The 13254-nt window shown below is 45.7% G+C and carries 13 protein-coding genes and 1 pseudogene; 5 read left to right on the top strand and 9 right to left on the bottom strand.

Translation table 11 applies throughout. The features are described 5' to 3' along the window. Positions 1-182, top strand: a pseudogene (locus NDI35_RS27340) (IS5/IS1182 family transposase); the annotation flags it as partial. Between the two features lie 56 nt (positions 183-238). Here NDI35_RS27340 and NDI35_RS27335 read toward each other — a convergent pair. The 7 genes from NDI35_RS27335 to patD all read right to left on the bottom strand — a co-directional run bounded on the left by NDI35_RS27335 (position 239) and on the right by patD (position 7073). Continuing rightward, the gene (locus tag NDI35_RS27335) at positions 239-1234 is read right to left on the bottom strand and encodes an AEC family transporter (RefSeq protein ID WP_445315451.1); all 996 of its coding nucleotides are present in this window, start codon (positions 1232-1234) and stop codon (positions 239-241) included. Positions 1235-1608: 374 nt separating this feature from the next. Beyond that, the gene (locus tag NDI35_RS27330; protein ID WP_445315450.1) at positions 1609-1815 is read right to left on the bottom strand and encodes a glycogen debranching protein; all 207 of its coding nucleotides are present in this window, start codon (positions 1813-1815) and stop codon (positions 1609-1611) included. Positions 1816-2056: 241 nt separating this feature from the next. Then, on the bottom strand, positions 2057-2542 hold the full coding sequence (locus NDI35_RS27325) for a GNAT family N-acetyltransferase (RefSeq protein WP_445315449.1): 486 nt from the start codon (positions 2540-2542) through the stop codon (positions 2057-2059). A 176-nt stretch (positions 2543-2718) separates the two neighbouring features. After that, positions 2719-3792: an RNA polymerase sigma factor, RpoD/SigA family gene (locus NDI35_RS27320; RefSeq protein WP_445315448.1), complete on the bottom strand. Its 1074-nt coding sequence runs from the start codon at positions 3790-3792 to the stop codon at positions 2719-2721. 161 nt (positions 3793-3953) lie between these two features. Beyond that, positions 3954-5627 (bottom strand): dipeptide ABC transporter ATP-binding protein, encoded by a 1674-nt coding sequence (locus tag NDI35_RS27315; RefSeq protein ID WP_445315447.1) that lies wholly within the window; start codon positions 5625-5627, stop codon positions 3954-3956. A gap of 417 nt (positions 5628-6044) precedes the next feature. Next, positions 6045-6629 (bottom strand): TFIIB-type zinc ribbon-containing protein, encoded by a 585-nt coding sequence (locus NDI35_RS27310; RefSeq protein WP_333038070.1) that lies wholly within the window; start codon positions 6627-6629, stop codon positions 6045-6047. A gap of 45 nt (positions 6630-6674) precedes the next feature. After that, positions 6675-7073: a heterocyst frequency control protein PatD gene (patD, locus tag NDI35_RS27305; protein ID WP_445315446.1), complete on the bottom strand. Its 399-nt coding sequence runs from the start codon at positions 7071-7073 to the stop codon at positions 6675-6677. Between the two features lie 462 nt (positions 7074-7535). On the opposite strand from patD, the gene NDI35_RS27300 reads away from it, so the two are divergent. Genes NDI35_RS27300 through NDI35_RS27290 form a run of 3 tightly spaced genes read left to right on the top strand, consistent with a single transcriptional unit; the run spans position 7536 to position 10383 of the window. Then, positions 7536-9809 carry a RelA/SpoT family protein gene (locus NDI35_RS27300; protein WP_445315445.1) on the top strand — a complete coding sequence of 758 codons (2274 nt, stop codon included), beginning with the start codon at positions 7536-7538 and terminating at the stop codon, positions 9807-9809. A gap of 15 nt (positions 9810-9824) precedes the next feature. Further along, positions 9825-10142, top strand: a complete 318-nt coding sequence (locus NDI35_RS27295) for a DUF6883 domain-containing protein (RefSeq protein WP_333101993.1) — start codon at positions 9825-9827, stop codon at positions 10140-10142. A gap of 16 nt (positions 10143-10158) precedes the next feature. After that, complete coding sequence (locus tag NDI35_RS27290) at positions 10159-10383, top strand: DUF4926 domain-containing protein (protein ID WP_445315444.1); 225 nt, start codon at positions 10159-10161, stop codon at positions 10381-10383. On the opposite strand, the gene NDI35_RS27285 is transcribed toward NDI35_RS27290, so the two are convergent. Both NDI35_RS27285 and NDI35_RS27280 read right to left on the bottom strand, forming a co-directional pair. Continuing rightward, positions 10384-10638 carry a hypothetical protein gene (locus tag NDI35_RS27285; protein WP_445315443.1) on the bottom strand — a complete coding sequence of 85 codons (255 nt, stop codon included), beginning with the start codon at positions 10636-10638 and terminating at the stop codon, positions 10384-10386. A gap of 91 nt (positions 10639-10729) precedes the next feature. Beyond that, positions 10730-11650 (bottom strand): glycine betaine ABC transporter substrate-binding protein, encoded by a 921-nt coding sequence (locus NDI35_RS27280; RefSeq protein ID WP_445315442.1) that lies wholly within the window; start codon positions 11648-11650, stop codon positions 10730-10732. A 163-nt stretch (positions 11651-11813) separates the two neighbouring features. On the opposite strand from NDI35_RS27280, the gene NDI35_RS27275 reads away from it, so the two are divergent. Then, positions 11814-13181: an aldehyde dehydrogenase gene (locus NDI35_RS27275; protein ID WP_445315441.1), complete on the top strand. Its 1368-nt coding sequence runs from the start codon at positions 11814-11816 to the stop codon at positions 13179-13181. The last annotated feature ends 73 nt before the right edge of the window (positions 13182-13254 follow it).

Below are 13254 nucleotides of genomic sequence, written 5' to 3'. Positions count from 1 at the left end.
ATAATACATCTGGTACAGTTATTGCAATTACTTTTTTAATAATGAACCTTGCTACCTGGTGGCGCCGGGTTTTTTGTGTGTTTTTCTGTCTATTTGGAAAAAGAACACCTGTTTTTAGGTTGAAGATAATCTCCAATTATATTTGGAGGCAATTGATACAGAAAGAACTTATCTTTAACTGAGCTTTCAGATATCGTGAGCTCCTGTTATTGGTTTGCGATCGATTATTCAGCAAGCCCTAACTAAACCCAGCTAACCACAGCGGAAGCATCAACAGCAACCCGACAGAAGTGATGGCGATGCTGCTAGCTAACAAATCGCGATCGAGCTCGTAGACTTCTGCTAAAATCAGCACGGAAAGAGCTGTGGGTGTTCCCGACATCAACACCAACACGAACCTCGGATCGCCGCTCAATCCGAAATAACTAGCACCCAATCCGATTAGCACCGGCACAATTACCACTTTTAACAGCGACGGGATTAACGCCAGTTCAAAACTTTCCCATTTCTTAATAGACCTCAGCCGGATGCCAACCAGCAGCAAAGCACTGGCAATTACCACCCAAACAGCAGTCTGCAATCCCGATTCCACTGTCTCGGGCAGGGGGATGTTTCTAGTATAAAAACCAATTAAAAATGCCCACAGGGCGGGAACTGTCAGCACGTCCCGGATCTGAGTCCACCAGTGATTTTTTTGCTCGGAGTTCCCAAAATAGCTAGCAATAAATACACCGAAACAATAAGTTCCAATAACATTGTTAGTGACGCTGTACAAGACCGCCCAGTTGTTGTTATCGGTGCTGATGATAGCGGGGGTGATTGCTAATCCAACAAAGCCCGTATTCCCTAACATCGAAGCTAGGAGAAAACTGCCTTGGCTAGATCGCTTTAGGGAATTAAAATTTAATAAGAATAAATTAACCAGAGAATTTTTGCCCTGAAAATAGGGCTTTTTGATGTGGGCCGCACTCAGCCTACGCAATAATACCCAAGTCAGCCAAGCACAACTCGTACTCAGAAATAACACGAATATGGCGATCGCCGGCGTGAATCCCACAGCACCAGAAAAATCGCTCTGACGGGCTAAAACTAGAATTTGCAGCGGTATCCCAATCCAGAAAAGAAAGTGGCTCAGCAGCTTGGGAAAATCAACTGGGATGTACCGAAACAGCAGCAGTCCTAAGCCCGTCCAGATAACTAGGGGCGTATAAGCGTGAAATAAGGTTTCAATCATAAAAATTTAACTAGACAATTGGAAATGCCTCTATCTATTAATAGTAATGCTAAAATCCGTTTAAGAAATGCGAATTGTCGTTAGCGCAGCCCTCGAAGAGGATCGCACTTGCACGCTTTTTCGTCCTAGCGTGTTCGCAGCAGTGCCAGCCCGAAAATTTCCGCCCAAATTCCCGCAGCTTCCAGGGCACAATCCTCAGACTGTCAGCCCCAAATGCTTGCAGCTTTTTGCCTTCAGATTCACAAAACCTCTGTTAATTTGACCAATGTGCGATCGACTTATCTTGCCTTGGACGAACTAATGTCCCACGTTTTCCTGCCGCTTCGATCGAACGGAAACAGGGTGAGACTAAAGCTGCTGATGACTAGCACTCATTAATTCAATTTCAAAGCATTAACAGGAACCTCATCCCAAGAATTAACAGTCCGCAAGGTAGCAACCCAGCCCTGCTCTTTTTGCTCGGTCGTCAAATTCTTCTCAAAAGATGCGTGGCAATCCTTCGCTTGAGTCTCATCGCAACAAGCAATACAAGAATAAAGAATGCCCGACGGATCGATTTGCTCGTTTACCCAAATAATCACGATCTACTCTCTCAATCAAAATCTACTGTTACTTAAATTTTCCTATATTTTTGCCACTTAAGTAGGTCGGTATTAATTAACCGGAGTGCGGCATTTTAGCTTAACAGGCAAGATCCCTGTTCCACACACAGGCAAGATCCCTGTTCCACACACAGGCAAGATCCCTGTTCCACACACAGGCAAGATCCCTGTTCCACAACCGATGAATTTTTTGTGGGGTGGGCTTCTAGCCCGCCCTGAATTACTTCGATGCCAAAGTTGCCAAAGACTCGCCCGCAACCCGGCAAATCCGCCAGTCTGGCATCACATCAGCACCGATACCCTTGTAAAATCCGATCGCCAATTCATTCCAATCCAAAACGCTCCATTCCAAACGCCCGCAGCCCCTTTCAACCGTCAACTGCGCTAAATAAACTATCAAAGACTTGCCAATTCCCCGCCCTCGAAACTCAGGGATCACAAACAAATCTTCCAAATAAATTCCCGGCTGAGTCAAAAAAGTAGAATAATTGTAAAAAAACAGCGCCCAGCCCACAACTTGACCTTCACACTCGGCTAAAATCGCTTCAACAAAAGGTCGATCGCCAAACAAATGATTCTCCAAATCAACCGCATTGCCAGTAACGGCATGAGATAATTTTTCGTACTCAGCTAAAGCTTTAATCAAATCAAACAGCACCGGCACGTCGGCGCGGGTAGCTGGACGCAAAATTACCTCAGAAGACATAAATAAGTAAGTAGTACGCGACAATCAACAATTAAAAATACCACATCAAGACATTTTTAATTTGTAATTTTTAATTAAGTTTTTCCCCATTGAATCAGCATATATACGGCGGGGTCGGAGTGCCACCCCACAATAATTTTAAGATTTTTCAAAATGGCAACTCAATGTTTTTTAGTTTATTTCAACCAGCCCTTCAATCGTTCCGTCACTTGAGGGCGGCGCAGCTTTCGCATTGCCTTATTTTGAATTTGACGGACTCGTTCGCGGGACAAATTGAACAAACTGCTCACCTCTTCTAAAGTGTAAGGTTCGCCGGTCAGCAAACCGTAACGCATAGCAACAATCTCTTTTTCCCGCTCAGTCAAAATACTGTCCAACACCTCCAAAATATCTTGGCGCATCATCATCTCATTCATCTGAGCTTCGGGAGATTGCGTCGCGTTATCTTCGAGAACATCCAAAAGTTCCGAACTTTCTTCGGAGCCGATGCGGTGGTTGAGAGACAAAGATTGCCGGCGTACTTGCTGGAGGTAGCGAAGCTGTTCGCAAGAAACTTGCATTTCTCTAGCCAGTTCAGTTTCAGTTGGATTGCGTTGAAGAGAACGCTTCAAATCTCGATAAACTTTTTTGAGTTTATTTAACTGTTCGACAATGTGAACAGGCAAGCGAATCGTCCGCCCTTGATTGGCAATTGTCCGGGTAATTCCTTGGCGAATCCACCAATAGGCATAAGTAGAAAACTTGTAACCCTTCTCCGGATCGAACTTTTCGGCTGCCCGATTCAAACCCAAAGCTCCTTCCTGAATTAAATCGAGAAAAGGCACGCCCCGATTAAGATAGCGTTTGGCAATCGAAACCACCAAGCGCAAATTCGAGCTGATCATTTTCCGTTTCGCCGACTGACACTGGTGGCGAAGCTGTTGCAGTTGAGTTTCGCTTATCCCCAAAGCCGCTGCGAGTTCAGCTTTTGTCGGCACTCTGTCCAATTCCTGCTGCAAACGCTGTTCTACTTCATCCAGGGCTACCAATTCTTGAACGCGGCGCGCCAACTCCACCTCTTCGGTGGCAGTCAGTAGAGGATAGCGAGCCATTTCCTTGAACAAAGCTCCCACTGGATCGTCGGCAGACCAGTTGTTGTATGCTGACGAGCGAGTTACCGTGGGACGATCGATCTCAGTGTCTTCATCTTGTGCGATCGCGAATGAGGCTTCGGGTGCCACCGCAAAACTGCCTAGGTCAGATTCTGCCATATCGTGCTTGGTGTCGGTGGAATGATTTGAAATGTCTGCCTTCACTTTAGCGAATTTAACCAAAAATTTCCGAAATCCATCTAGAAGCCGGTGAGTGATTTTAGTGGCTGATATCTGTTCGCCCCTATTTTAGTATCTGTCCGCCCCAATTTTAGGCTTTTTTATTGAGTTCGAGCCAGTAAAGGAGCTGCCTGCAATAATTGCTGAGTATAAGGGTGCTGCGGATTAGTAAAAATATCCCTAGTCTTACCGATTTCAACAATTTTGCCAGCATTCATTACCGCAATACGATCGCAAAAAAATCTCGCCACCCACAAATCGTGCGTAATAAACAGATAAGTCAAATTAAATTCCTGCTTCAACTCCAACATCAGCTCTAAAACTTGAGTCTGCACGCTGGCATCCAGCATACTCACAGGTTCGTCGCAAATTATCAGTTGCGGCCGAGTAATCAAAGCACGGGCGATCGAAACTCGCTGCTGTTGTCCTCCTGACAATTCCCCCGGATAGCGACGAAAGAAATCCTCCCCAGGACTTAAACCCACCCGCTCTAACATTTGGATTACTTGTTTTTTCGCTTCGCTGCCATTAGCTAATTTGTGAATAAACAAAGGGTCAGCAATACTTTGCCCGACAGTCATCATCGGATTCAGGCAAGCGTGGGGGTCTTGAAAAATCATTTGCATTTCGCGGCGGTGCTTCCTCACAGCATCGCGGTTCAGGGCAGTTATATCTATTCCTTGAAATTCAACTTTGCCGCCAGTCGCCGTAATTAGCTGCAAAATCGTGCGTGACAAGGTACTTTTTCCGCAGCCGGACTCCCCCACCAGCCCTAGGGTTTCTCCCCGTTGTAGCTCTAAACTAACGCCGTCTACGGCTTTAATTACCTGGCGATTCTTGGAAAACAACTGATCTAATAAATTGCTTTCTAAACTGTAGTGTTGCTGCAAATTCGTTACGGTCAAAAGAGGCGAATTTGTTAAGTTTGCAGTAACGGCTTCAGTCCTGATTTCCTCGAATGCTAACCCTTTGTCAGAATCGGCTTGAATGTGCAAAGCTGCTTTGAGGAGCGATCGAGTATATTCGTGCTGCGGCTTTTCAAACACGTTTTGCACCGGCCCTGTTTCTACGACTTTACCGCCGTACATCACCGCAATGCGATCGCAATACTCAGCCACCATCGCCAAATCGTGAGAAATCAACAAAATAGCCGTTCCCCGTTCCTCGCAAAGTCTGGTTAATTCCTGCAAAATCTGAGCAGCTACAGTTACGTCCAAACTTGTAGTCGGTTCGTCAGCCACAATTAATTTGGGATCGAGCAAAAGAGCCAAAGCAATTGCTACTCTTTGCCGCATTCCGCCGCTAAATTCGTGGGGAAATTGCGACCAGCGAGAAGCGGGAATTTTCACAGCTTCCAGAGTTTCGATCGCCCGTTTCTTAGCTTGCTTGCGATCCAAATTCGGTCTGTGAGCTTGCAAAGTCTCGATGCAATGTTCTCCTACAGTCATCAAAGGATCGAGACGAGTCATCGGATCTTGAAAAATCAATGCTACAGCTTCGCCCCGAAACCGTCTCAGCCGCGAAGCATTCATATCAAACACCGACTCTCCAGCAAAACTAACTCGCCCCTCAATCAGCGTCGAATCCGGCAGCAACCGCATCGCCGCCCTTCCCAAAGTTGACTTCCCGCAGCCAGACTCCCCAACTAATCCGAGCTTTTCCCCCGGTTTCAGCGTCAGGGAAACCCCGTCAACGGCCCAACCAGATTGGCCTCGCCGCTGAGGATAAGCTACTCGCAGATTGTCAACGGAAAATAGAGAAGAGTCATTAGTCATTAGTCATTAGTCCTTAGTCTGGTTTCTGGTCTCTGTTGTCTGTTGTCTGTTGTCTGTTGACTGTTAACTGTTGACTGTTAACGGTTGTTATTTATTATTTATCAATATACTGGCGGTTAGTTGTTAGTTATTAGTATGCTTCAGGGCTTATTAGTTATTGGCAAGAGACCGATATGCTTTTTGTAAATACCAATAGAAATTGCTACAAACAAAGATTTTATCACTACATCATTAACCGACCAACCGCTTACTAACAACAGTCAACCGTCAACTATGCTGTTTGTAAATACCAATATAGATTGCTACAAACAAAGATTTTATCACTACATCATTAACCGACCAACCGCTTACTAACAACTGTCAACAGTCAACCGTTAACAGCCAACCGTCAACAGCCAACTGTCAACAGCCAACAGACTAAATTTCCTTTCGCTTCAACTCAGCTCTCCGCAGTATGTAAGTAGCGGCACAATCTGCGTGAGGATGGTCTGCTAAAACTTCCGCGAGTTCCAACACATATCCGGCGATATCCGGCCCCAGCTTCTCAGTCAGCACTTGACGTTCGCGAGAGGCGAGTTCTTGCACGCGGGCCTTAGCTTGCCAATTCGGAGAAAACATCTTGTCAATCTCGGTGTGGAATCCCAGACTTTCGAGAATGTCCCACTCGCCGTTATCGCACCAAATGCCCCCGCACAACATACAGCGCTCTATGTAAAAGGGCACTCTACTGAAAGGAACTTTCGCCCGCGACAGATAGTGACCGTCTTCGGGACACAGCGCTGCTTTGCTGTCGTAGACAGACGGGGTGAATTCTATGCCGAGAGTCCCTGTCGCATCAGGCTTCTCGGATTTGTTGTACCACTGGCTCTGCTCTTTTTGCCAAGCTTCGTATTCTCTGCCTGGAATCCAGATACCGTAACAGTTGGGACACCACTGCACCGACATACGGCCGGCTAAGGTACCGCCTTCTAAGTTGGGATGTTTACATTTTGGACATTCCACCGCTTTATTTCTCCTTGCCTTATTAATTCCCTGTTACTTCAATTATTAATTCTGTATCTGGGCGGGCCCTGAAGAACCAGAATTTTTTTGCAGCAGCGCGCCACAGTAGCCAATTAGCGTGTTGATCCGCGCGATCGCCGCAGTTTGCCTCGCCTTTGCTGTCGCTGGCTGGCGCGACGCTTGCAAAAACGTGACATCTGTCCCCAATAACCGCAGTTGCTTGTGAATTTCCGTCAAATAGGACTGCTCTGGGGGTGTTTCTGAGGCGTCTAAGTCATCGCTTTCGGCTCTCATAATTTGGTTTCCGAAAAATTGTTGCACTTTTGTGTATTCGATCGCCAGCGCGGCCCGATCCAGATTATCCTGTGCAGCAGTTCTTTGTAGTTGTTCTAGTGCTTGCTGTAATTCTTGGTAGCACTGGCGGCGGTCTTCGGACAATATCATGATTTTGTAAACAAATTTGTATTTATAATCAAAGTAGATACTTACTTAAGTTTGCTCATATGGAGGGAAGCGGTGCGTTTTTGGAGCAATTCCCTGTTTTGTGAGAACTTTTTTTGATTTGCTGCCCTGACTCTACCCTTCTGGCTGCTGCTTTTTGTTTAGCGTTGCCGGTAAATGCCGATCCCCCGCAACCTCAACGGCTACCGCCAAAATATGCTTATTTTACCCGATTTTCCCCGATCGACAGACTGCGGCGGCCGCAGTGGTGTCACTATATTTTCCTACCTCCGAGGGGGGGCGACTCGGGATTACATAGGTATAGTTTGAGAAAAATCGACTATTTTTTTGAATTGCAAATTGTGGCATTCAATTAGTTTAGTATAGCTAAACACATAATTTCCGCAATTCAACCGGAAACCGGCTTTTAACCATTTGTATTTCTAAGTTTTAAAGGTGTACCCCATGAACGCGAACACTCTGACTCCCTCTCCTTCGATCGATCCTGCTGTAGTACCCGACTGGCTGCAAGAATGCCTGAATACTCGATCGCAGCCGGATGGGGGCTCTAACCCGAATTGTTCGACTGACGACAGCTTAATTTGTCGGGCCTTTGAATTTGCCCGCGACTTGCACCAAGGACAGTACCGCAAATCTGGAGAACCTTACATTTGCCATCCGGTAGCTGTCGCTGGAATACTCCGGTATATGGGTGGCAACAACGTCATGATTGCCGCCGGCTTCCTCCACGACATTGTTGAAGATACAGATATTACTCTCGAAGAAATAGAACAGCGCTTCGGCGCCGAAGTGCGGCAGTTGGTTGAAGGTGTCACCAAGCTTTCTAAGTTTAATTTTTCCAGCAAAACAGAGCGCCTTGCGGAAAATTTCCGCCGAATGTTCCTAGCAATGGCTAAAGATATTCGCGTCATTGTCGTCAAACTGGCAGATCGGCTGCACAACATGAGGACTTTGGAGCATTTGTCCGAAGAAAAGCAGCGCACTATTGCCCTAGAAACCCGAGAAATTTTTGCTCCCCTGGCGAACCGTTTGGGTATCGGGCGCTTTAAGTGGGAATTGGAAGATTTAGCGTTTAAATACCTAGAACCGGAAGCTTACCGCGAAATTCAGGAACTTGTGGCGGTGAAGCGAGCCGATCGAGAAACTCAACTCGCAGAAGTCACAGATAGTTTGCGAGAAAGGCTTGACAAATTAGGCATTAAATGCTACGAAGTCAGCGGTCGTCCCAAACATTTGTACGGAATTTATGGGAAGATGCAGCGCCGCCAAAAAGGCTTTAACCAAGTGTACGATATTGCGGCGGTGCGGATCATAGTAGAAACCAATGATGACTGTTATCGCGCTTTGGCGATCGTCCACGATTCTTTCCGCCCGATTCCCGGCCGCTTTAAAGATTATATCGGTTTACCAAAAGCCAACCGCTATCAATCTTTGCACACGGGAGTAATCGGAACCAGCGGCCGCCCCATCGAAGTGCAAATTCGTACCGTAGCAATGCACCACATTGCAGAATACGGCATTGCCGCCCACTGGAAATACAAAGAAACTGGCGGTTCTAACACAACAGTCACCGGCGACGACGAAAAATTTACTTGGCTGCGACAACTCCTAGAATGGCAAAGCGACCTCAAAGACGATCGCGAATATTTACAAAGCATTAAGGACAACTTATTCGACGAAGATATTTACGTTTTTACTCCTAACGGAGACGTGATTGCTCTCAATAGCGGGTCAACTCCCGTAGATTTTGCTTACCGCATTCACACAGAAATTGGCAATCGCTGCACCGGTGCCAGAGTCAACGGGCGAATGGTAACACTAGACAAGGTTTTAAAGAACGGCGATATTGTAGAAATCTTGACCCAAAAAAATGGTCATCCGAGTTCCGACTGGCTGAATTTTGTCAAGACAAACGGAGCAAAAAACCGAATTCGCCAGTGGTTGAAGCGATCGCACCGAGATGAAAATCTCGCTCGCGGCCGGGAATTGCTGGAAAAAGAATTAGGTAAAAACGGCTTAGAATCTTTGCTAAAATCTGAGCCCATGCAGTCGGTGGCTCAGCGCTGCAACTACCACAGCGTCGAAGATTTAATCGCCGGTTTGGGCTATGGCGAAGTCACCCTAAATCTCGTAGTAAATCGACTGCGAGATTTAGTAAAAATGCAGCAAAAAATTGAAGCTGCTCCCACAGGAGGGCAGGAATTGCCCCAGCTAATACCTGCATCGACGGCACCGAAACCAGTACCGAGTTCGTCTCCGAGCAAATCGCCGATCGCAGGTGTGGAGGGATTGCTCTACCATTTATCCGGCTGTTGCTGTCCGATTCCTGGGGAATCAATTATTGGAGTTGTGACTCGCACTCGCGGAATTTCGATTCACCGGCAAGGCTGTTCAAATGTTGAGAGCGTACCTGGGGATCGCTTGGTTCCTGTGAGTTGGAATTCCAGCAACCGCAATGAATCTCGACCGAACACTTATCCGGTTAACATTCAAATTGAAGCCCTCGATCGAGTGGGAGTTCTCAATGATGTTTTATCGCATTTGAAGGACAACCAAGTAAACGTCCGCAGCGCTCAAGTCAAAACATATCCCGGATTGCCTGCATTAATTGACTTGTGCATGGATATCCAGGATAAACAACAGTTCGAGCGCACTTGTATGCAAATTAAAAAGATGAGCGATATTTTGAATTTGCGGAGGCTGAGTGAAGGGACTTAACAGGAAATTCTTCCTATGGCAAAACTCAGCCTTAACTCGGTTATTCCTTCAGCAAAGCTGACCAACTATTTATTAATCCGGCTTCCTAAAGACGACAAATCTCAGTTTCTCGATCGAGGTGGTTACAGCATAGAAAACTGGCAACAGCTCGATCGAGATTTAAGAAGCCAGATACTTCCTCTGGAAGCGGAGCAAATGGAAAACACCAGATACGGTCAAAAGTACATGATTAAAGGCAGTTTAACAGGTCCAAACGGTACGATTTTACAAGTTAAAACCGTTTGGATCGTTACTCCATCCGAAACCAGATTTGTTACATTAGTTCCTGATTGACAAGAGGTTAAACCCCATGAAATTTGAACTGTTTTCACAGGTAGCATTGCGAGAAGATATTCCTAAGTATGGCCTAAAAAAAGGTGATACAGCAACTATCGTTGAACACTACCAGATGCCGGAAGGTGAAGAAGATGGTTATAGCTTAGAGGGTTTCAATATCGAAGCAATTACAGTTGAAGTTGCCGAGTCCCAGATTGAAGCAATAAAAGCTCCTGTTTTGCAATTTGGAAAATATTGATTACCATTCGCCTTCCACTATCCTGCGATGAGAGCGACTCATCTTGCTAAGCAAAACTTGTTCTTCTTCAGAGAGAGGTGCTTCGCAAGCAGCATTAATTTTTTCTAACAGTTGTTGATTTTCGCGGCGGCGGATAAATTCTTCAAGCGCTATTTCGATCAAAAAGCTCTGCGAAATTTGCATTTCGCCAGCTAATGTTTCGGCTTGTTCAAATAAAGATGCTGGCAATGAGATAGCAGTTTTGACAGTTGTCATAGCTTTATACCTTTATTTATTTATATGAGTCTAACTAATAGTATAGCTAACCACAATACGGTTCCGCAAACAGGCAGAACAATGAAAGCCTTTATTTCGCCGGAGCGACAGCCTTGGGAGTCCCTAACTTTTGCTGCAAAAACTCCTGGGCTACTTGTCCAGCTTCTTGCTGTTTCTTATCAACTTGATAATTCAGTTTCCGCATATCTTCCTCGGAGATTTTGCCTCCCAATTCTGCGAGCACTTGACGCAATTCAGGGTATTTTTCCAAAATTTGCGCTCGCACAACCGGAACTGCTTCGTAGGGCGGGAAATAGTTCTTGTCATCTTTGAGAACTACTAAACCTAAACTTTGAATCAAACCGTCCGTCGTATTACCAGCAATCACATCTACTTCTTTTTGTTGCAGCGCTTGATAAAGCAATCCTAACAGCAATTCCTTCGGTTGTTCTCGAAACTTAATCCCGTAAGTTTTAGCCAATCCCGGAAATCCATCTTCTCTCTCGTTAAATTCTGGACCGAAACCAGCCCGGAGGTTAGGTGCAGCTTTCCCAAGTTGCGAGAGAGTTTGTAAATTGAGTTTTTTGGCATCGTCTCCCCGCACAATAATCGCAAAACTGTTATTAAATCCCAGCGGTTCCGTCCACTCAGCTTTAAACTGTTTGGGATATTCTTGTTTGAGGTAATCGAGGACTTTTTTGGGATCAGAAATCGGTTTCTGTTTGAGCAGGTTGGCGTAAGCAGTACCCGTGTATTCGACGTACAAATCGATTTTACCTGCTGTTAGGGATTGATGGCAAAGCGAACCTCCGAGATTCAGTTCTCGTTCTACTTTGAGATCTGTTTTAGCTTCGATATGGCGTGCTAAAATTTCTGCGAGGATGACTTGTTCGGTAAAGTCTTTCGAGCAGATAACAACTTGCTTTTGAGGCTTAGAGGTACATCCTGCTACTGCAAGCAAGCAAAGCAGCCAGCAGGAATAGAAAAAAAAATCGTTCTTAGAGATTTTCATGACTTAACTCACATTAAAAATCTACACTTAATACCTTATAAGTTATAGCATAAAGCCCAGATCGCAGACTTCTTCAATAAGTCTGCGCTTTAACACCGATCGCACTTTACCCAAGTTCCGTTTTCCTGTTGTAACATTTATTGATAGACATGGAGGAATAAATATGGTAATCAGCGTCAGCGATATTATCCAGCAGCAGCGGCAATTTTTTGCGACTGGGAAAACTAAGGATGTGGATTTTCGGATCGAACAACTCAAAAACCTCAAGAGTGCGATCGTTTCCAATCAATCACGGATTGTGGATGCTGTCAAGGCTGATTTGAACAGGCCGGAGTACGAGGCTTATTTTGAAATTGCTGCGATCGCAGAAGTTAATTATGCCATCAAAAATGTAAAATCGTGGGCAAAGCCGAAAAAAGTGCCTACTTCGATCGATCAATTCCCAGCATCGGCCCGCATTTACCCAGAACCTTTGGGCGTTGTTTTAATCATCGGGCCTTGGAATTACCCATTTCAGCTAATGATATCACCCTTGGTCGGGGCGATCGCCGCCGGCAACTGCGCCATCCTCAAACCTTCTGAAATCGCCTCGCACACGTCGGCAGTTGTCGCCGACATGATTACCAAAACCTTCGATCCCGCCTACGTAGCCGCCGTCGAAGGAGGAGTCGAAATCAGCCAACAATTATTAGCCGAAAAATTCGACCACATCTTCTTTACAGGCGGCACAAAAATCGGTAGAATAGTCATGGAAGCCGCGGCCAAACACCTGACACCTGTCACACTAGAATTGGGCGGCAAAACTCCTTGCATTGTAGACTCAGATATTCAAATTGAATACACTGCTAAACGCATTGCGTGGGGCAAATTCATCAATGCAGGTCAAACTTGTATCGCTCCAGATTACCTGTTAGTTGATAAAAAAGTTAAACCCGATTTGATGCAGGCAATTAAAACAGCAATTCACGGATTTTACGGCGACGATCCGCAGAAAAGTCCCGACTATTCTCGAATTATCAATCAGCATCATTTAGGACGTTTGGCAGAGTTTATCAAAGACGGAGAAGTTGTCGTCGGCGGTCAAACAAACCCCGAAGATAAATATATTGCACCGACGGTTATCGACAAGGTTTCCTGGGATGCGCCTGTGATGAAGGATGAGATTTTCGGGCCGATTTTGCCAGTTTTGGAGTATGATGATTTCGGGGAGGCGATCGCCCAAATCAACGCCCGTCCCAAACCCCTAGCTTTGTATTTGTTCTCGAAGGATAAAGAGAAACAAGAGCGAGTTTTGCGGGAAACTTCTTCGGGGGGAGTTTGTCTCAACGACACGGTTATGCAAGTCGGAGTAACAAGTTTACCTTTTGGCGGAGTTGGCGACAGCGGCATCGGCACCTATCACGGCAAAGCAAGTTTTGACACTTTTTCGCATCAAAAAAGCGTGCTGCAAAAGTCATTTTTACTTGACTTAAAATGGCGGTACGCTCCCTATCTAGGTAAGTTGGATTTGATTAAGAAAGTTATCGGTTGAGCGATCGCACTTGGAGGGGCGGGTTCAGCAACGTTTACAATATCAGCGAGATAGCCAAATCAACCCGCCCCTT

Source organism: Microcoleus vaginatus FACHB-2002, from assembly GCF_040004035.1.
GTDB lineage: Bacteria > Cyanobacteriota > Cyanobacteriia > Cyanobacteriales > Microcoleaceae > Microcoleus > Microcoleus vaginatus_C.
This window is presented reverse-complemented; position numbering and strand designations above follow the sequence as displayed.